The organism is Bifidobacterium aerophilum, from assembly GCF_010667685.1.
GTDB lineage: Bacteria > Actinomycetota > Actinomycetes > Actinomycetales > Bifidobacteriaceae > Bifidobacterium > Bifidobacterium aerophilum.
Genome location: NZ_WHZW01000008.1, coordinates 42,152 through 62,535, shown reverse-complemented (window position 1 = coordinate 62,535; position 20,384 = coordinate 42,152). Strand labels below are relative to the sequence as shown.

At 65.1% G+C, this 20,384-nt stretch carries 16 protein-coding genes; 13 read left to right on the top strand and 3 right to left on the bottom strand.

Annotated features, from left to right (window positions below; translation table 11 throughout):
• Positions 1-76: 76 nt before the first annotated feature.
• The 3 genes from GFD25_RS04895 to GFD25_RS04885 are packed head-to-tail and all read left to right on the top strand — an operon-like array spanning position 77 to position 3,773.
• The gene (locus GFD25_RS04895) at positions 77-1,024 is read left to right on the top strand and encodes an ABC transporter ATP-binding protein (RefSeq protein ID WP_163230517.1); all 948 of its coding nucleotides are present in this window, start codon (positions 77-79) and stop codon (positions 1,022-1,024) included.
• 42 nt (positions 1,025-1,066) lie between these two features.
• Positions 1,067-2,329 (top strand): ABC transporter permease, encoded by a 1,263-nt coding sequence (locus GFD25_RS04890; protein WP_163230515.1) that lies wholly within the window; start codon positions 1,067-1,069, stop codon positions 2,327-2,329.
• Entirely contained in the window at positions 2,316-3,773 is a 1,458-nt protein-coding gene (locus tag GFD25_RS04885) for an ABC transporter permease (RefSeq protein ID WP_163230513.1), read from the top strand. Before GFD25_RS04890 ends, GFD25_RS04885 begins: the two co-directional genes overlap by 14 nt.
• Positions 3,774-3,788: 15 nt before the next feature.
• On the opposite strand, the gene GFD25_RS04880 is transcribed toward GFD25_RS04885, so the two are convergent.
• The 3 genes from GFD25_RS04880 to GFD25_RS04870 form a co-directional block, all read right to left on the bottom strand.
• Positions 3,789-5,279: an ATP-binding protein gene (locus GFD25_RS04880; RefSeq protein WP_163230511.1), complete on the bottom strand. Its 1,491-nt coding sequence runs from the start codon at positions 5,277-5,279 to the stop codon at positions 3,789-3,791.
• A gap of 153 nt (positions 5,280-5,432) precedes the next feature.
• Positions 5,433-6,782, bottom strand: coding sequence for a nucleobase:cation symporter-2 family protein (locus tag GFD25_RS04875; protein ID WP_163230509.1), 1,350 nt, complete (start codon positions 6,780-6,782; stop codon positions 5,433-5,435).
• 41 nt (positions 6,783-6,823) lie between these two features.
• Positions 6,824-7,405 (bottom strand): xanthine phosphoribosyltransferase, encoded by a 582-nt coding sequence (locus GFD25_RS04870; RefSeq protein WP_163230507.1) that lies wholly within the window; start codon positions 7,403-7,405, stop codon positions 6,824-6,826.
• 169 nt (positions 7,406-7,574) lie between these two features.
• Between GFD25_RS04870 and GFD25_RS04865 the strand changes: the two genes are divergently transcribed.
• The 10 genes from GFD25_RS04865 (at position 7,575) to alaS (ending at position 20,377) form a co-directional block, all read left to right on the top strand.
• Entirely contained in the window at positions 7,575-9,602 is a 2,028-nt protein-coding gene (locus GFD25_RS04865; protein ID WP_239512410.1) for an acyltransferase family protein, read from the top strand.
• 73 nt (positions 9,603-9,675) lie between these two features.
• Positions 9,676-12,567 carry an ATP-dependent helicase gene (locus GFD25_RS12170; RefSeq protein WP_338024626.1) on the top strand — a complete coding sequence of 964 codons (2,892 nt, stop codon included), beginning with the start codon at positions 9,676-9,678 and terminating at the stop codon, positions 12,565-12,567.
• Positions 12,568-12,794: 227 nt separating this feature from the next.
• Positions 12,795-13,199, top strand: a complete 405-nt coding sequence (locus GFD25_RS04850; RefSeq protein ID WP_163230505.1) for a DUF4418 family protein — start codon at positions 12,795-12,797, stop codon at positions 13,197-13,199.
• 2 nt (positions 13,200-13,201) lie between these two features.
• A complete protein-coding gene (locus GFD25_RS04845) occupies positions 13,202-14,413 on the top strand; it encodes an FtsX-like permease family protein (RefSeq protein WP_163230503.1) in 1,212 nt (403 codons plus the stop codon).
• Positions 14,414-14,416: 3 nt separating this feature from the next.
• Positions 14,417-15,205 (top strand): ATP-binding cassette domain-containing protein, encoded by a 789-nt coding sequence (locus tag GFD25_RS04840; RefSeq protein ID WP_163230501.1) that lies wholly within the window; start codon positions 14,417-14,419, stop codon positions 15,203-15,205.
• A 222-nt stretch (positions 15,206-15,427) separates the two neighbouring features.
• Entirely contained in the window at positions 15,428-16,054 is a 627-nt protein-coding gene (rpsD, locus tag GFD25_RS04835) for a 30S ribosomal protein S4 (protein ID WP_163230499.1), read from the top strand.
• A 141-nt stretch (positions 16,055-16,195) separates the two neighbouring features.
• Positions 16,196-16,870, top strand: coding sequence for a histidine phosphatase family protein (locus GFD25_RS04830; RefSeq protein WP_163230497.1), 675 nt, complete (start codon positions 16,196-16,198; stop codon positions 16,868-16,870).
• A gap of 97 nt (positions 16,871-16,967) precedes the next feature.
• Positions 16,968-17,351: a DUF948 domain-containing protein gene (locus GFD25_RS04825; protein ID WP_163230494.1), complete on the top strand. Its 384-nt coding sequence runs from the start codon at positions 16,968-16,970 to the stop codon at positions 17,349-17,351.
• Positions 17,351-17,590 carry a hypothetical protein gene (locus tag GFD25_RS04820; protein ID WP_163230492.1) on the top strand — a complete coding sequence of 80 codons (240 nt, stop codon included), beginning with the start codon at positions 17,351-17,353 and terminating at the stop codon, positions 17,588-17,590. The genes GFD25_RS04825 and GFD25_RS04820 overlap by 1 nt, the downstream gene beginning before the upstream one ends.
• 105 nt (positions 17,591-17,695) lie before the next feature.
• On the top strand, positions 17,696-20,377 hold the full coding sequence (alaS, locus tag GFD25_RS04815; RefSeq protein WP_163230490.1) for an alanine--tRNA ligase: 2,682 nt from the start codon (positions 17,696-17,698) through the stop codon (positions 20,375-20,377).
• The last annotated feature ends 7 nt before the right edge of the window (positions 20,378-20,384 follow it).

The window sequence follows — 20,384 nt, the reverse complement described above, 5'->3', positions numbered from 1 at the left end:
CATGTCGTGACGGATGGCTGTGGCGTCACCGCCTCCGACGCGCGATGATGAAAGCATCCCAAGGAAAGGAGCGGACATGACCGACAACGCACCGGCCGTCCACGTCAGCCAACTGGTCAAACGATACGGCGACATGGTCGCGCTCGACTACTTCGATCTCGACGTCAGCCAAGGCGAGATCTTCGGCCTGCTCGGACCCAACGGCTCCGGCAAGACCACCGCGATCAACTGCATCCTCTCGCTGCTCACCTACGACGCCGGCACGATCCGCGTGTTCGGCCAGCCGATGACGCCGACCAGCTACGCGCTCAAACGACGCATCGGCATCGTGCCGCAGAACGTGGCCGTGTTCAACGAACTGACCGTCACCGAAAACATCGACTACTTCTGCTCGCTGTACGTACCCAAAAAAGCCGACCGCGCACCGCTCGTCGAAGAGGCGATCGACTTCACCGGACTTCAGGATTTCCGCAGGTTCCGCCCCGGCAAACTTTCCGGCGGCCTCCTGAGACGACTCAACATCGCCTGCGGCATCGCGCACAGACCCGACCTGATCTTTTTCGACGAACCGACCGTGGCCGTCGACCCGCAAAGCCGCAACGCCATTCTGGAAGGCATCCGGAAACTCAACCAGGCCGGTGCGACCGTGATCTACACCAGTCACTACATGGAGGAGGTCGAACAGATCTGCGACCGCATCCTCATCATGGACCACGGCCGCCATCTCGCACTCGGCACCGCCGACGAACTGAAGGCCATGATCGACACGGGGGAGCGGATCACCATCGAAACGTTCGACCTGACCGACGATGCGCTCTCGACCGTGCGCGCGCTTCCGTTCGTGATCGATGCGACGTACGACGGGCACGAGCTGACCGTGCGATGCCGCCGCGGCGACCACAACCTCGTCGACCTGATCGGCGTGCTGCGCGGCGCAGGCGCGAATCTCGGCCACCTGACCAGCCGGCCGCCGAGTCTCAACGACGTGTTCCTCGAACTGACCGGCAAGGCGTTGCGGGATTGACGGGAACGATCCCGCACCCTCCAGCAAGGAAAGGAGAACGCCATGTGGAGCACCTTCATCGTCACCCTGAAAACGAACCTGCGCAACAAAAGCGCCCTGTTCTGGCTCATCGTGTTCCCGATCGCGCTGTCGACCATGTTCAACGGCGTGTTCGGCGGACTCGATAAGGCGATGAGCATCACTCAGGTGTCCGTCGCCGTCGTCCAGGACACGAACTGGACGAACGCGGTCGGAGCGGACACGCTTATCACCGCGCTGTCCGGCGGCGGCCGATCCTCGGACGGCAAGACCGACGGCAACGCGGATGCGGTCATCGGCGACATCGATCTCGGCGTGCGTCTGCTGGACGTCACCAAGGTCGACACCGCCTCGCAGGCCCGCGACCTGCTGGCCGACGGCACGACGAACGGCATCATCGCCGCGGACGGCAACGGACGCATCGCGCTCACGCTCAGCTCCGACACCGTAGCCACCGCCAACGACGGCACGCAGGACGTGGGACTCGACGTCTCCCTCGCCGCGCTCGACAACGTGATCGACCAGTACAACCGCACCAGCGCAACCGTGAAAACCGCGTTGGACGACAACCCGACCGCAGCCCTCACACGCACGTTCTGGAACGGCATCGGCTCGGCCATGAACGGCACCAAGGAGATCACGCTCACCAACTTCAAACCCGACGTGATGGCGAGATACTATTACGCGCTCATGGGCATGGCCTGCCTGCTCGCCATGTCATACATGATCCACACGGTCACCACCGCCCAGGCGAACCTCTCCGCACTCGGCATCCGCCGCACCGTCGCGCCGCTCGGCCGCGCCAGGCAGCTTCTCGCCGGATTCCTCGCCGGATGGCTGTGCTCCTGCACGTGCCTGCTCGTCGCGCTCGCCTACATCCGCTACGTGTGCGGCATTGAGGTCGGCGGGCGCGAACCATTGGCCGTGATCGCCGTGCTCGTCGCCTCGTTCATGACCTGCTCGTTCGGCACGATGATCGGCGCGATCCCCAAGCTCACGGACGGCGTCAAACAGGGCCTGTCCACCGCGATCGCCTGCGGACTGTCGCTGTTCAGCGGCCTGTACGGCGGGTTCGCGATGGAACTGAGCGACCTGATCTCGCGCAAGGCCCCGGTCCTCGCCATCATCAACCCCACCCAACAGGTCACCGACCTGTTCTACTCGCTCATGTATTTCGACAGCATCCAGCCGTTCATCCGCACCTGCGCCATCCTGTTCGCGATGAGCGCGGTGTTCCTCACGGCCGGCGTGATCATGCTCCGGAGGCAACGCTATGAACACCTGTAAGGCCACCGTGCGCGTCCTGCTTGCGCACCGCACGTACATCATCATCTACCTCGTACTCATGGGCGTCATGATGTTCACGCTCAGCTGGTCGCAGATCACCGACGCCAACCGTCCCGTCGTCGACACGTACGAGCCGGCCAAGGTCAACGTCGCCGTCGTCGACCGGGACGGGAATCGCGGCGATATCGCCGAGTCTTTGCGCGACTATCTGTCCGAATCCGCCACGCTGGTCGATCTGCATGACGATGCCGAATCGCTGCAGCAGGCCGTCGCCTCGAACTGGACGGATCTCATCGTCATCATCCCGAGCGGATACGCGGACAGGTTCCTGGCGGCCGCCCGTTCCGGCGACGACATGCCGCAGGTCGAGACGGTCACGAGCTACACGTCCGGCGCCGGCACGATCGGCGGCATGAACGTGAACGGGTTCCTCTCGCTCACCCGCATCGCGCTGATCGGAGAGCATACGCACGTCGATCAGGACGCGCTGAAGGACTGGTACGTGACGATGAGCGGGGGAGCCGCCGCCGGGGCGTTCGCGGATCCGAGCGTCGGAGCCGACGTCGACTGGTCGAAGATCGCGATCGATTCGTCCTCGTTCGACATCGAGTCGCTGCCGGAAGGCGCACTGTCCGATCTGACGATGGACGATGTGGGCGAAGCGGCCGGGAACGCCGCGAAGACGGCGCATGACGCGGACGTCAATCGTCCGGTCGCCGTGGAGAAGATCACGTCGAAGGACGAACGGGATGCCGGTGCGGCCAATCCGGTCGCGTCCGGATTCGGCGACACGATGAAGACCGCGCTCTACCCGCTGTTCCTGACGCTGAGCGTGTGCGTGAGCCTCGTGGCCCGCGTGTTCGGGGCGGGGGAGCTGCGTCGCAGACTGGCGGCGTCCCCGGCGGCGGCGTCGATCGGATTGAAGCGCATGGGCGTGCTGTGCGTGTTCGCGCTGCTGATCTGCGTGGCCTACCTCATCGCCGCACTGGGCCTGACGGCTGCGGCCGGTGCCGATCCGACCGCCCTGCCGCCAGCCGGCGTGGCGATGGCGTTCGGATCGGTGTGCATGTTCGGCCTCATGTGCGTGGCCTGCGGATTCATGCTCGGCGAGTTCGGAGCCAGCGACACGGCCGCCAACGGGTTCGCCAACGTGTTCGGACTGCTCATCCTGTTCACGTCGGGCATCGCGTTCCCGATCAGCATGATGCCCGATGAGATCATCCCGTTCGTCAGACTGACGCCCGGCTGGTGGTACACGTCGTCGATCGACGCGGCGCTCGGCGTCGGTCTGAACGGGTCGGACGCCATCGGCTGGCTGAACGGGATCGGCATCGTCGCCCTGTACTCGGTGACGTTCGTGTGCATCGGACTTGCGGTCGGACGGGTGCGCAGGATGCGTCCCGCGAACATGACCGCCGTGACGACGCAGCTTGCGGAGGCGTGAACTCCGGGCAGCCGGTCATGAGACTCGACCGATGTTCAACCGGTACCGCTGGGCCGGGTCATCCTGGAATCGCACCGGGATGACCCGGCCTTCGCGCAGCAGCTCGCGCAATCCGGCGGTGGCGGCGAGCGGCGTAAGCTGCAGCTCGCGCATGATCTCCTTGGCGCTCATCGCCGAATGCCGCTCCAACACGGCCGTGATCGCCTTGGCGATGTCGCTCGGACTGCCGGACGTGACCACGCGGTGCCTGGTGATCGTCATCGTGAACGTATTGATCGTGTTCACCGTCGTCGCCGGTTCGATGCCGGCCTCCCGCAGCGAGGCGGCGATACGCTGGTAGCCGTCGCCGCCTTCCGGATTGACGAAGCCTCCGCCCGGATACGGCGTGGACTCCAGCAGCGTGAACAGGAACTGGTTTCGGGTCGATTGGAACGGCATCCCCGACACCGGATGCGGATCGGTGAGCACGTCGTGCGTGACCGTGCCGTACAGGCCTCCGGGATTGACGATTTCGATGCGGTCCGTGAACACGTTGACATGCACCTGCGTGCCGCGCGCGTCAGGGGAGTAGTCGCGGTGGGTGAGCGCGTTCGCGATCGCCTCGCGCAGCGCGTCGGGCGGATAATCCGGCTTCTTCGCGCCGATCCAATGCATGAGCGACTCCACCGCATCGTCGATCATCACAGGGATCGGCCCGACGATCGACTTCGAGGCGACCAGCCGTTCGTCGCCGCGAAACACGTCATCCCTGCCGATCCCCGGGAACACGGCGATCGAAATGCCGAGTCGAGGATAATACTTCTGCGGATACCGCCCCAACGCAAGCAGTCCGGCCAACGTCGGCCTCAGCACGCCGCCGACCGTCGCGGCATCCGAATCGTCATGACGCAGCACCTGCAGATCGATCAGCGTATCCGTGTCGGTGCGGTCGGCGAACACATGCGGATGCTGTTCGCGTACGCGCGACAACAGTCCCGACGTCAGCACGGGATCGAGATCGTCGATCGTGGCGTGCGGCACGGTGTCCAGATCGTAGGTCGGCTGCAGATGCTCCTCGATCAGCCGATCGACCTCGTACGAGTTCATGTGCCGGTCGCCGTCGCCGGTGCGGATATACGATCCGTTATACGGCCCCTGTTCGGTCAGGAAACACGGTTTGTCACGGGGCAGCATCTCATCCACGCGGGCGAACACGAGATTCGTGCCCTCGAACGGGCATGTCACGATCGTCGGACGCACGACCGGCGTCATCTTTTCGCACGCCTGGCTGAGCGACTCCTGCATGGCGCGCGCGTTGAAGCCCTCGACCGGCGTGAACCCCGCCTTTTCGGACAATCCCAGGATGATCCAGCCGCCCGAGCCGTTCGAGAAGGCGGACAGCGTGTCGGTGATCGTCGACGATATGCGCCGTTTGCATTCCTTGACCTCGCACTGCTGCGTATCGTTGCCGATCAGACGCATCAGTTCGATCAGTTCGGTCATCTTCGCGGTGTAGTCGTCGGTCATGGCCAGCCTCCTTGACACCATTGTGCCGCAGCGCTGGCCGCCGGAACGGTGGTTCATGGAGAATTCACATACAGGAAAGGCTTCCCGTCATCAATCGGCGGGAAGCCCTTAGGTGGTGATCATGCCTTGCGGTGAGCGGTGAAGCGGTGCCGTTTATTCCTTCGCGGCGGTAGCGCTCAGGAAGTGGTCCTCGCTCGGAAGGACGGCGTTGAGGATGACGGCGACGACGAAGGCGACGGCGATGCAGTTCGAGGCGAAGATCTGCTGGAAGAGGGCCGGGAACTGGCTGAAGATGTCGCTCACCTGCGTGAAGCCGATGCCGATCGTCAGCGACAGCGCGGCGATCGTGATGTTGCGCTGCGAGAAGCCGGCCTCGGCGATCATCTGGAAGCCGGAGAGGATGATGTTGCCGAACATCATGATCGTGCAGCCGCCGAGCACGGCCTGCGGCAGCGAGTTGAACACCTCGGCGATGGCCGGCACGAAGCTCGCCAAAATCAAAATCAGACCGCCGGAGAGGATCACCTTGCGGTTGACGACCTTGGTCATGGCCACCAGGCCGATGTTCTGCGCGAACGAGGTCAACGGCAGGCAGCCGAACAGGCCGGACACGGAGGAGATCAGGCCGTCGCCGGCGATCGCGCCCGCGGTCTCGCGTTCGGTGGGCTGACGGTTCAGGCCGACCTTGGTCAGTGCGGCCGTGTCGCCCAGCACCTCGACCGAGGAGACGACGTAGAGCAGGCCGAGCGAGATGATCGAACCCCAGTCGAACGTCGGCTTGAACGGCATGAACTGCGGCAGGGAGACGATCGCAAGGTTCTGGAAGCCGGAGAAGTCGACCTTGCCCATGGCAATCGCGACCACATAGCCCACGACGAGGCCGAACAGCACGGACAGCTGCTTGGCGGTGCCCTTCATGAGCAGCTGGAACGCGAGGCAGGCCACGAGAGAGATCAGGCCGAGCGTGAGGTTCTGCCACGAACCGAAGTCCTTCGCGCCCGAACCGCCGCCGAACGAGGTCGCGCCGACGTTGAGCAGCGAGAAGCCGATCGACGTGACGACGATCGCGGAGACGATCGGCGGCACGAACCGGCGCCAGTACTTGGCCGTCAGACCCAGCACGAGTTCGAGCAGACCGCCGACGATCACCGCGCCGACGACCGCGCCATAGCCTTTGTCGGCCGCGATCGCGCAAGCGGCCGCGACGTACGTGAACGAAATGCCGGTGACCATCGGGAGCCTCGAACCGATCAGCCACGCGCCGTACAGCTGCAGGCAGGTGCCGAGGCCGGCGACCAGGAGACCGGCCTGGATGATCGCGGCGGACTGGGCGGCATCCATCTTCGCCGCCGACGCGACGATGAAGATCGGGGCGAGGTTCGCCACGAACATGGCCATGACGTGCTGCAGGCCGAACGGAATGCCCTTCCAGAACGAGACGGGCGCGTCAAGACTGCTCAACGCCTCGAACGAGACGGCTTCGGTTTGCTTCTTCTCAGACAATGGGGTCCTCTCTTTTCGTCTTCTTGTTCTTCTCTTAGGAATCAGTGACGGAATTCGATGTCGCCGGTCTTCGGGTCCATCGATTCGACTATCGCCAGCGAATCCACGTCGTAGCCTTCCTCGCGCAGCTGGTCGCCGCCGCCCTGGAAGCCCTTCTCCACGGCGATGCCGATGCCCTCGACGGTCGCGCCGGCATGCTTGCAGATGTCGATCAGGCCGTGCAGCGCCTTGCCGTTCGCCAGGAAATCATCGATAAGCAGCACGTGATCTTCGGGGCCGAGATACTTGCGCGAGACGATCACCGGGAATTCGCGCTGCTTGGTGAACGAATACACGGTCGTCACGTACTGGTCTCCGTCGAGGTTGATCGACTGCGCCTTCTTGGCGAACACGACCGGCACGTTGCCGAAATGCCGCGCGGCCACGCAGGCCATGCCGATGCCGGATGCCTCGATGGTGAGGATCTTCGTGATCTGCCTGCCGGCGAAATGCTCGGCCCAGGCCTTGCCCATGGCGTCGTAGAGCGCCACGTCGCACTGGTGGTTCAGAAAGGCGTCCACCTTCAGCACGTTGCCTTCCTTGACGGTTCCTTCCTTGCGGATGCGCTCCTCGAGTTCCTGCATGCCACTCCTTTAAACGGTACGGTGGATGAAATATGACGTAAGCCGCCAGTCTACGCCGTCCAGATGACCGTGCCGTCGGCATGGCGGGGCGGACGCCGCGTGCCGAGCCGGACGGTTCTGTCCGCTCGCGTCGTAACATTACGGGGTGATGGAAACGCAAGAACAATCAATGCGGCAGCATTCCGCGTCCCGATACCGTTGCATGGACGGCATCAAGGGATTCGCGCTGATCGGCATCATGTGGTATCACCTTTCGCAAAGCACGTTGTCGGGCGGTTTCGTCGGCGTCGACGTGTTCTTCACCGTTTCCGGATTCCTGCTGGGCACGAGCCTGCTGCGTGAAATCGACCGTGACGGCGGAATCGACATCGGATGGTTCTACCTGCGCCGTCTGGCCAGGCTCTGGCCGGCCATGGCATTCATGATCCTCACATCGGTCGGTCTGGGATGGCTGGTCGACCGCGATACGCTGGTGCATGCAGGCGGGGCGAGCCTGTCCTCGGCGCTGTTCGCGACGAACTGGTATGAGATCGCCACGGGCGGCAGCTATTTCGACTCGACGTCGCCGCAGCTGCTGCGCCATCTGTGGTTCGTGGCGCTGCTTGCGCAGTTCACCATCATCATGCCGCTGCTGGTGTTGCTGCTGCACCGCATCCGTCCCTGTGCGCCCCGCGTGTGCGTGACGGTCGCGCTGGCCGTGCTGTCGGCCGTCGGCATGGCGGTGCTGTTCCGTCCCGACGCCGATCCGACCAGGGTCTATTTCGGCACGGACACCCATTGTTTCGGACTGTTCATGGGCCTGGCCCTGGCGATGTGCGTGCACCGGCTGGAGGAAGGGCGGGATGCGCTCGCCGTCGGCGATGCCCCGGCCGTGCCCGGCAGGACCGTAATGCGGTGGGCGCGCATGTGCGCCCCGTGGCTGGCGACGGTCGCCCTGGTGACGTTGATCGGCCTGATGATGCACGTCGGTCAGGATGCATCCGCCTTCCGGGGCGGCCTGTTCGCGGCCTCGGTCCTGTCGCTGGTCCTGATCGGCGGCAGCATCGTCGACGGATCCTGGATGGACGGCCTGTTCGCATGGCGGCCGCTGGCGTTGCTCGGCAAGTACTCGTACGGCGTCTATCTGTGGCATTGGCCGCTGTTCCTGCTCATCCAACTGTTGCTGCCGGCATGGCGTGGCGACGGCATCTGGCTGATCTGGTTGCTGACGCTGGTCGCCAGCGGACTCATGGCGGCGCTGTCATGGTGGATGATCGAACGTCCGATCGCCGAAGGACTCGCCTCGCTGCGCCGGCGTCGCGCCGACAGGGCCGAAGCGCCTGCGCAGGCGCGCATCGTGACCAACGTCGTCCCCCAGTCTTACGACGCGCCGGCATATGCGCCGCCGATGTTCGTGCAGGAGTCGGTTCCCGCGCAGGAGGATGCCGGCGCGCGGGCGGAACGCCCGGTTTCCGTGGGGTGGCTCCGGGCGACGGCCACGGTCGTCATCGTTGTCCTGGCGGCGGTCGGTTTCCTGATGGGCGTGAAGGACGCTCCCGCGAAATCCCGCATCCAGATGGAACTGGAACGCAACCAGGGCGCGCTCAACGCTCAGGCGGACAAGCGGCAGAGCGACGCCGAGGCCGCCAAGGCGGCCGCGGAGGCGAAGAAGCGGGCCGAGGAGGCCGCGCGCAAACGCGAACAGGCCAAGCAGGAGGAGCTGAAGAACCTTGACGGCAAGGACGTCACCGTGATCGGCGATTCGGTCACGGTCGGCGCCTCGCCTGCTCTTAACGAGCTGCTGCCCGGCATCGTCATCGACGCGCAGGTGTCCCGGTCCGTGCTGAAGGGGCCCGGCATCGTGTCCACACTCAAATCGCAGGGTCAGCTGCGCAAGTACGTGGTGATCTCGCTCAATACAAATTCGCAGACCTCCGCGGAGGACCTGGACGCCATCGTGAACGCGGCCGGCGACGGACATGTGTTCGTGCTCGTCACCGCGCACGGCGACAGGGCATGGATCCCGCCGGCGAACCAGGCGACGTTCGACTATGCGAGCTCGCATGCCGCCAACGTGACCGTGGCCGACTGGAACGCCGCCATCGGCGAACATCCCGAGATGCTCGGCAGCGACGGCATCCATCCGGGACCCGAAGGGCAGAAGATCTACGCGCAGACGGTCAAGGACGCGATCGCCGGCTGGATCGTCGACCACTGACCGCCGCCTGTGGTAGACAAGTAGGGCCGCACACGATCTGCGGCGACCGTCATCGACAGGCAAGGGGAGCAGCGTGCAACAGGATCCGGACCTCATCGTGACCAGCGCGGACGAACTCGTCGGCGACCTCAACCCGCAACAGGCCCAGGCCGTGCAATACCGCGGGCCGGCCCTGCTCATCGGCGCGGGCGCCGGCTCCGGCAAGACTCGCGTGCTCACCCGTCGCATCGCGTACATCCTCAGCCAATTCGGCGCATGGCCGAGCCAGATCCTCGCCATCACGTTCACCAACAAGGCCGCCGCCGAAATGCGCGAGCGTCTCGCCACGCTCATCGGCCCGGTCGCCGAACGCATGTGGGTGTCCACGTTCCATTCGGCCTGCGTGCGCATCCTGCGCCGCGACGGCAAATCCATCGGCCTGGCCTCCGGTTTCTCGATCTACGACACGGCCGACTGCGAACGGCTCGTCAAACTCATCGCCGCCGATCTCAACGTGGACGTCAAACGCTATACGCCGCGCGCGATCCTGAGCCGCATCTCGGACTACAAGAACAATCTTGAAGGCTGGCAGAGCCGTCTCAGGCAGCACGCGCCCGACTACAAGCCCGGCCAGCGCGGCTACCGGATCGGCAACCCCGGTGACGTCGAAGCGCTGTATGCGGTCGTCTACGCCGAATACCAGCACCGGCTCGCCGCGGCGAACGCCGTCGACTTCGACGACCTGATCGGCCGCACCGTCGAACTGCTGCGTACCGATCCGGCCGTCGCGGACTACTACCGTCACAAGTTCCGCTACATTCTCGTCGACGAGTACCAGGACACGAACCACGCGCAGTACGTGCTCGTACGCGAGCTGGCCGGCGTCGACGCGGCCCGGCAGACCGCTCCCGCCGCGCAGCCGACGGTCGGCGGAACCGCTCCCTCCGTCGCTCAGCCCATGCCGTTCCTGCCGCCGGCAGCGCCGCAGGACGAATGGGACGATTGGGGCGGCTGGGAGGATCAGGCTGATCTGCCGATGATGCCGGCCGTCGGCGGCATGGCGAACACCGCGCCCGCTCCCGTGCCCGCCATCCGGCCGCAGGCCGCGACCGAACCGCGCAACGCCGGACGCGACGGCCAGGCATGGATCACCGTCGTCGGCGATTCCGACCAGTCGATCTACGCGTTCCGCGGCGCCGACATCCGCAACATCCAGGACTTCGAACAGGACTTCCCCAACGCGAAGACCATCATGCTCGAACAGAACTACCGTTCCACGCAGACCATTCTCGACGCGGCGAACGCGGTGATCGCCCGCAACGAGGGCCGCAAGCCGAAGAAGCTGTGGACCGCGCTCGGCAAAGGCGAGCCGATCGTTGGCTACGCCGCCGACAACGCGCAGCAGGAGGCCGGCTGGATCGCCAACGAGATCGCGCGGCTGCACGGCGAGGAAGGCATCGCGTATTCGGACATGGCGATCATGTACCGCGCCAACGCGCAGTCGCGCTCGCTGGAAGAGGGGCTGATCAACGCCGGACTGCCGTACCAGCTGGTCGGCGGCACGCGCTTCTACGAACGCCGCGAGATCAAGGACGCGATCGCCTACCTGCAGGCCATCGTCAACCCGGCCGACAACGTGAACATGCGGCGCATCCTCAACGTGCCCAAGCGAGGGCTTGGCGCACGGGCCGAAGCGGTCGTCGCCGGATATGCCGATGCGAACGCGATACCGTTCTACGGGGCGATCGAACGGCTCGACCGGATCGAGGGCGTGCCGACCCGCACCGCGAACCAGTTGCGTGCCTTCCGCGATCTGATGGACGGATTGCGCAAATTCGCGGCCGAGCCCGCCAACAAGCCGAGCGAGATCGTGGCCGAGGTGCTCGCGAAGTCCGGCTTGCTCGACGAGCTGCGCAAGTCAGAGGACCCGCAGGACGCCTCACGCGTCGAAAACCTGTCGCAGCTGCAGTCCGTGGCGGCGGAATTCGAACAGAACACGCCGGACGCGACGCTGGCCGGATTCCTCGAGACCACCGCGCTCGTCGCCGACTCCGACCAGTTGCCGTCTGAAGGCGAGGATTCCGGCAAGGTGACGCTGATGACCCTGCACACCGCGAAGGGACTGGAATACCCGGTGGTGTTCCTCACCGGCATGGAACAGGGCACGTTCCCTCATTCGCGTGCCCTGGAGGATACGAGCGAACTGGCCGAGGAACGACGCCTCGCCTATGTGGGCATCACGCGCGCCAAGCGACGGCTGTACGTGACGCGCGCCGCCGTACGCGCCCAGTGGGGACAGGCCAACGACATGATGCCGAGCCAGTTCCTCGACGAGATCCCGGCCGAACTGATCGACTGGAAACGCCGCGAGGCCGGCGTCGAGCGTATGCGCGGCGGATGGCAGGGCGGCTTCGGCGACGATGACGAGTTCGGCGGCTGGGGCGACGACGATTTCGGATCGGACACCACATTCGGCGGGTCGACGTTCGGTGGATCATCCCGCGGCGGGTCATCCTACGGCAGGGGCGGCTCGTCGTACGGTTCCCGCGGATACGGTTCGTCGGGACGCTCCACCTACGGCGGATCCTCGTATGGTTCGGGATCGTCCTACGGATCCGGATCGACCGGCCGGTACGGCTCGGGGAACGGTTCTCGCTCGTACGGTTCCGGCTCGTCGTACGGTTCCCGGTACGGTTCGTCGTCCGGGTCGTCCTCGTCTCGCGGCGGCAAGGTGACCACGCGTCGCGTCGCGCCGAAAACCGGCGGTTCGTCGTCGGCCGGCGTGCCGTCGTCGTCGCTGAACAAGGACAACCAGCTCAACATCGCCGATTTCCATGTCGGCGACCGTATCACGCACGACCAGTACGGCCTGGGCAAGATCGTCGACACGCAGGACAAGGGGCGCAACTCGATCATCACCGTCGACTTCGGCTCCGCCGGCGTCAAACGACTCATGCTGCGCGTTGCTCCGATTGAAAAGCTCTGACGAGCGTTTCAATCGGAGCCTTCGCGGCGATGCCGCTCACTTCGCCTACGGACAGTCCGCCGGACTGTCCGCTTGACGGCTCAGCCATTGAAAAGCTCTAGCGAGTTTTCAATCGGAGCCTTCGCGGCGAAAGACGTAGCAGAAAAAGCGGATAAGTCAAGTCTTGTTTTTCCGTTTCGTTGATGGAATAATCTGCACAGTTCGCAGAGCAACAACGAGAGGAAGACATGACCCGCAAACTGTTCGCAACCCTGCCCGCCATCGTGCTCGGAGCGCTGATCGCCATCGCCCCGCAGACCTTCGCCTACGTGTGCAAGGTGGAGGACGGCATGAAGATGGCCTGCCACTACACCGCGCAGGCCGCGCTCGGCCTCGGCGTCGTCATCGCGCTGCTCGGCATCCTCGGGCTGTTCGTCGCCCCTCAGGTCCGAGCCGGTCTCAACATCGCGGTCATCCTCAATGCCGCGCTCGTCGTCGCCGTGCCGACCGTGCTCATCGGCGTGTGCAAGGGCGCGATGATGCACTGCCACATGGTCACCCTGCCCACGCTCATCGTGCTCGGCGTCCTTTCGGTCGTTCTCGCCGCCATCGCGGTCTGGTTCGACATCCGCGACACCAAGACGGCGCGGTGATCATGCCTCGCATCACCCTTGGGCGGCTGCCCTTCGAGAATCTCAGACGCAAGCCGTTCCGCACGGCCGCGCTCGTCATCGTCGTCACCATGCTCACCGTCGCGTTCTACGGCGGCGCATTGCTTGCGACGAACCTGAAAACCGGGCTGAACAGCATGCAGGAGCGCATGGGCGCCGACCTCATGGTCGTGCCGCAGAACACCGGCTCCAAGGCCGAGGCGCTGCTCACCAGCGGCACCTCGAGCACGTTCTATTTCACCAACGACATCGTGAAGCTCGTCGCCGGGGCCGACGGCATAGGACAGGCCACCAGCCAGACGTACATCTCGTCGCTCGCCGCCGCCTGCTGCGACGAAAAGGTGCAGATCATAGGCTTCGACCCGGCCACCGACTTTGTCATCGAACCGTGGATCACCTCGCAATACGACGGCACGCTGAAGGACGGCGAGGTCGTCGCCGGCGCGAACATCAACGTGTCCGAAAACGGCGCCATCAGGCTGTACAACCATGATTTCCCGGTCGCCGCGCAGCTTGCGGCCACCGGAACCAGCCTCGACAATTCAGTGTTCGTCAACGAGAACACCATCCCCGCGGTCGTCTCGTATTCCGCCAAGGTCGGCCACGCCGCCATCCCGCAGGAATACGCCGACAAGGCCGTCTCCGCCGTGCTCATCAAAACCGCGGACGGCTACGATGCGCACACCGTGGCGGGCAACATCGCCAAGGCGAGCGGCATAAGCACGCTCGGATACGTATATCCGGGCGGCGTGACGGCCTCGACCCGCGCCAGCCTCAACGCGCTGGTCGGCTATGCGGGACTGTTCCTCGCCGTGTTCTGGACGATGGGGCTGGTCGTGCTGTTCGCCGTGTTCGCCTCATCCATGAACGAACGCAAACGTGAATTCGCCGCCTACCGCATCATGGGCGCGACGCGCGGCATGCTCGTCGGCCTGATCGTCAGGGAATCCGCGACGATCGGCCTCATCGGCGGCGTGATCGGCATCGCAGCCGCATCGCTGGCGATCCTGCCGTTCAACACGCTGATCGGCAAGCAACTGCAGCTGCCTTACCTGCAGACCGGAATCGTGACCGTGCTCGCACTGGTCGTCGCCGGACTGGCGTTCGCCGTGGCGACCGGCCTGATCGCCTCGATCGCGACCGCCGTGAAACTGTCCGCGCCGGAAACCTATCTGACCTTGCGAGAGGGGGAGTGAGCCGTGGCGGTATTGGAGATTCATGACCTGACGCGCGAATTCAAACGGCGGGGAACGCCCTTCGCGGCCGTCGACCATGTGAACCTGAGCGTCGATGCAGGCCGGTTCGTCGCGATCGTCGGGCGATCCGGCAACGGCAAAAGCACGCTGCTCAACCTCATCACCGGGCTGCTGAAACCGACCTCGGGCACGGTGAGCGTCGACGGACAGGTGGTCGGATCGCTCGGAGACAGGGACATGGCGCGGCTGCGCAACCGCACCATCGGCTTCGTCACCCAGTCGGCGACGCTGCTGGCGAACCTGACGGTGCTGGACAATGTGATCCTGCCCGCCGTGATGATGGGGGAGCCGCTCGCCGAGGAGTCGTCGGATGCCGGTCGGGACGACTGCCATCCGACGCGGAACGGGAACGAATCGGATCTCGACATGCCCGACGTGATCGCGCCGGCGGAAGAGGAACCGGCGCATGAGGACGGGTTGGCTCGCCGTGCCCGTATGCTGCTCGAATCGTTGCAGGTGTCCGATCTCGCCGACTGCTATCCCAAGGAGCTGTCCGGAGGGGAGATGCGCCGCGTGTCGATCGCCCGCGCGCTGATGAACCGTCCGAAGCTGCTCATCGCCGACGAGCCGACCGGCGACCTTGACGCCGACAGTACGGCGATCGTCATGCGACTGCTGCGAAAGACGGCCGATTCCGGTGCGGCCGTGCTCATGGTCACGCATGATCCCGACGCGCTCGATTACGTCGACCTTACCTGGCGTATGGACCGCGGCATACTGACTGCCGTTTAGCCTGTCCGTACCCTGTGTGTATAGTTGACGATTGGTGTGTGCCGCGAGGCCATGCCGTCTGGGAGCCTTAGCCCGTCAGCGGGTCGGCGACCGGGAACCGCAAGATTCCCTGCCGTTCGCGCGTCGCGCGAGACAAGCGCTGGAGAGGCCGGCTCAGCGTGGGCGTCACCCGATGCCCGCGTTCCGTTCAGACAACGACAGAACAACCAAAGGATTACATCAATGACGAACGTTCAGCGTTCCCGCCGTCAGGTGCGTCTTTCCCGCGCCCTCGGCATCGCACTGACCCCGAAGGCTCAGCGCATCTTCGAAAAGCGCCCGTATGCCCCGGGCGAGCACGGCCGCACCCGTCGCCGCACCGAGTCCGATTACGCGGTGCGTCTGCGCGAGAAGCAGCGTCTGCGCGCCCAGTACGGCGTGTCCGAGAAGCAGCTGCGCCGCGCCTACGAGCAGGCCACCCGCACCGCCGGCCAGACCGGCAACGCCATGCTGTCCGATCTCGAGACCCGTCTCGACAACCTGGTCCTGCGTGCCGGCATCGCCCGCACCACCGCTCAGGCCCGCCAGTATGTCGTGCACCGTCACATCCTCGTCGACGGCAACATCGTGGATCGCCCGTCCTACCGCGTCAAGCCGGGCCAGACCATCCAGGTGAAGGCCAAGAGCCAGACCATGGTTCCGTTCCAGATCGCCGCCGAAGGCGTGCACCGCGACGTGCTGCCGCAGGTCCCGGGCTACCTCGACGTGAACATCGCCTCCCTGAAGGCGACCCTGACCCGCAAGCCTGAGGCCGAGGAGATCCCGGTGCAGGTCAACATCCAGTACGTCGTCGAGTTCTACGCTCGCTGATCTGGATCCTCTTCACACTGTAACTATTTACAGCTTAAGGACATACATACGCACGAACGCCCCGTGGCCTACGCCCGGGGCGTTCGTGTATCCGCGGTGTCCCGTGCGAGCCGCGACCATGCGCGGTGCCATAATCGAACCATGATTCTGCATCTGCATCTCGTCCGCCATGGACAGACCACATTCAACCGATACAACCGGCTGCAGGGATGGTGCAACGCGCCGCTCACCGAATCCGGACTCGCCGACGCCGACAAGGCCGGGCACAAGCTCCAGAGCTATGATTTCGCGGCCGCCTACTGCTCCGATACGTCGCGCGCTCAGATCACCGCGGCGCGCATCCTCGACATCAACGAAGCCGCCGGACACGTCCGCCCCGAACTCGTCTCGGACATGCATTTCAGGGAACAGTGCTACGGCTATTTCGAGGGACAGGACATGTCGCTCGCATGGACCGCGGCCGGAGGCCCCCATGGCGCCAAGAACTACAACGACATCGTCGCCAAGTTCGGGCTCGCCGCCACGCGTGACTTCCTCAAGGAGGCCGATCCGTTCCATGATGCGGAATCCGACGCCGAATACTGGAGCCGTGTCGAAGGCGCGTTCGCGCTGATCGCGGCGAATCCACGCCTTGCGGACGGCGATGACGTGCTGCAGATCTCGCACGGCAACACGCTGCTCAGCCTCGCCCATCGCTTCGGAGGCGAAGGACTCGACCTGAGCGAGCGGCCCGCCAACGGATCGGTGACCGACGTCGATTTCGATACGACGCAGCCGTTCGACCGGGCGTTGACGATCGTACGCTACAACCAGTGACCGGACGGCGTCGCTTGCGCGCGTCGCGACCGTTGGTTAGGCTTGTGCGGGTATTGTGTACACGGCCCTGCGGCCGTGATGCAGGAAAGAGGTTCAGATGGGTGTTGGAGAAATCGCCGGGCTGATCGCCGCGATCGCGTTCGCCGTGCTTGCCGGATTCATGATCTACCCGCTGATCCGCCTCGGCAAGCTGTTCGATCAGATCTCCGAGACGGTCAGGGAATCGGGAGAGCATGCGATTCCGGCGATCGACGAGGGCGTGACCACCGTCAAGCAGGTGAACAAGTCCCTTGAGGACGTCAACCGCATTTCCGCCGCGGCCTCCACCACCGCCAACAACGTCGGCGCGCTCACCGACCTGTATGGATCGTTCCTCGGCAAGCCCATCATCAAGATCGTCTCCGCCACCTATGCGCTCAAATCCACCGCGCGGTCCTTCCTCGCGAAGCAGACGGCCGGCAAGACGACCAAGGGGGAGTGATGTTCAAGCGACTCTTCTGGATCGGCCTCGGGTTCGCGGCCGGCGTGATCGCCGTGTCCAAGGCGAACGCCTACGTGAAGGCGAACACGCCCGACGCGATGCGCCAGTTCGTGCTCGGCCCCGATCAGGATCATGTGACCATGCGCACGCTCGAAGGGCTGGTCAACGAATTCAACGCGACCCGCCGAGCCCGCGAGGCTGAGCTCAACCAGGCGTATACGGAGCGTGCGGGCCGGTAGCCGCGCGCGAACGAACCGCCATCAGCACAGCCTATCGGACGGCAACGCAACCATTCGGACGGGCCGCAAGGGTTCTCGTCCAACGACAAGGAGTTCAAACCACCAATGCGCACTTCAGAAATCGCGAAGCGCTATCTTGACTATTTCGGCAAGCACGACCATCTCATCGTGCCGTCGGCGTCCCTGATCTCGCCGAACCCGACCACTCTGTTCACCATCGCCGGCATGGTGCCGTTCATCCCGTACCTCATGGGCGAGCAGACCCCGCCGAAGCACCGCATGGCCTCCAACCAGAAGTGCGTGCGCACGCTCGACATCGACGAGGTCGGCAAAACCACCCGTCATGGCACCTTCTTCCAGATGCTCGGCAACTTCTCCTTCGGCGACTACTTCAAGGAGGAGGCCATCCACTACGCGTGGGAGCTGCTGACCACCCCGCGCGAGCAGGGCGGCTACGGCTTCGATCCGGAGAAGCTGTGGATGACCACGTTCACCGACGACGAGGAAGCCCGTTCGATGTGGAAGAACGAGGGCGTCGACCCCGAGCACATCCAGATCATGGGCATGGAGGACAACTTCTGGACCACCGGCGGCCCCGGCCCCGGCGGCCCGTGCTCCGAGATCTACGTCGACCGCGGCCCCGAATACGGCGTCGAGGGCGGCCCGATCGCCGACGAGAACCGCTACATCGAGATCTGGGACCTCGTGTTCGAGAACTACGAGGTCGACAACGTCAAGTCGAAGACCGACCTGCACATCGTCGGCGAGCTCGAGAACAAGAACATCGATACCGGTGCCGGCCTCGAGCGCCTCGCCTACCTGATGCAGGGCAAGCAGAACATCTACGAGACCGACGAGGTCTTCCCGGTCATCGAGGCCGCCGAACGCCTGTCGGGCCGCAAGTACGGCGAGGACGAGAAGGCCGACGTGAAGTTCCGCGTCGTGGCCGACCACGTGCGCTCCGCCCTCATGATCATGTCCGACGGCGTGCGTCCGTCCAACGTCGGCCGCGGCTACGTGCTGCGCCGTCTGCTGCGCCGCACCATCCAGGCCATGCGCGTGCTCGGCGTGACCGATCCGGTCATCCCCGAGCTGCTGCCGGTTTCCAAGGACGCGATGGTCGCCAGCTACCCGGAGCTCAACGACACCTTCCACGACGTGTCCGAAGCCGCCTACGGCGAGGAGGACGCGTTCCGCCGCACGCTCGACAACGGCATCCAGATCCTCGACGTGGCCGTCAAGAAGGCCAAGGAATCCGATGCCGACGCCACCGTCTCCGGTGCCGACGCGTTCACGCTGCACGACACCTACGGCTTCCCGATCGAGCTGACCCTCGAAATGGCCGCCGACCAGGGCGTGAAGGTGGACGAGGCGAAGTTCCGCGAGCTGATGAGCGAGCAGAAGTCCCGTGCCCGTGCCGACGCGCTCAAGAAGCGTCACAACGTGGACCTGTCCGTCTACGACGACTTCAAGAAGACTCTCGCCAAGCCGATCGACTTCCTCGGCTATACCGAATTCTCCGCCCGCGGCACCGTGCTCGGCATCATGCAGGAAGGCAAGGGCTCGGTTCCGGTCGTCATGGCTCCGGCGAACGTCGAGGTCATCCTCGACCGCACTCCGTTCTATGCCGAGGCCGGCGGACAGCTCGCCGATCAGGGCGAGATCCTCACCGACGACGGCGCCGTGCTCGAGGTGGACGACGTTCAGAAGCCGATCAAGGGCCTGACGGTCCATCAGTGCCGTCTGACCGAGGGTACGCTGCGTGTCGGCGCACCGGTCAGCGCCAGCATCGACCTCGACCGCCGCGGTGCGATCGCCCGTTCGCACACCGCCACGCACATGGTGCACAAGGCGCTGCGCGAGGAGCTCGGCCCGCAGGCGACCCAGCGCGGCTCCGAGGATGCCCCGAACCGTCTGCGCTTCGACTTCCAGTGGTCCAAGGCCCCGTCGAAGACCGTGATGAACGCGGTCGAGGCCCGTGTCAACGAGAAGCTGCGCGACAACCTCGCAGTCACCACCCGCGAAATGAAGTTCGACGATGCGATCGCGCTCGGCGCGATGCACCTGTTCGGCGAGAAGTACGGCGACATCGTGCGTGTCGTCTCCATCGGCGAGGACGGATGGAGCCGTGAGCTGTGCGGCGGCACCCACGTCGATCACGTCGGCAAGATCGGCATGGTCAACATCATGTCCGAGGCCTCCATCGGCTCCGGCGTGCGTCGCGTCGACGCGCTCGTCGGCGCGGGCGCGTACGACTTCAACGCCCGCGAGCACGCGCTCGTCTCCCAGCTGAGCGACAAGCTCAACGCCCGCCCGGACGAACTGGCCGATCGCGTCAACACGCTGCTCGCCAAGCTCAAGGAATCCGACCGCCGTCTCGCGGCAATGTACGAGAGCCAGCTGGCCGCGGCCATGCCGGCGCTGGTGGCCGAGACCCGTGCCTCCGCGGCCCCGGTCAAGGTCGCCGCGAAGAACGTCGGTCACTTCGGCTCGTTCGACGCCCTGCGCAAGACCGTGCTCGACGTGCGCGCCCAGCTGGGCGATGAGGCCCCGGTCGTCGTGGCCCTCGCCGGCGTGTCCGAGGACGACAAGCCGATGGTCGCCGTGGCGACCAATGAGGCCGCCCGCGAGGCCGGCATCAAGGCCGGCGACCTCGTGCGCGGCGCGTCCAAGATCCTCGGCGGCGGTGGCGGCGGCAAGCCGGACTTCGCCCAGGGCGGCGGCGCCGACGCCTCGAAGATCGACGAGGCCGTCGCGGCGCTGAAGAACGAGGCGCAGAAGGGCTGAGTCGCCT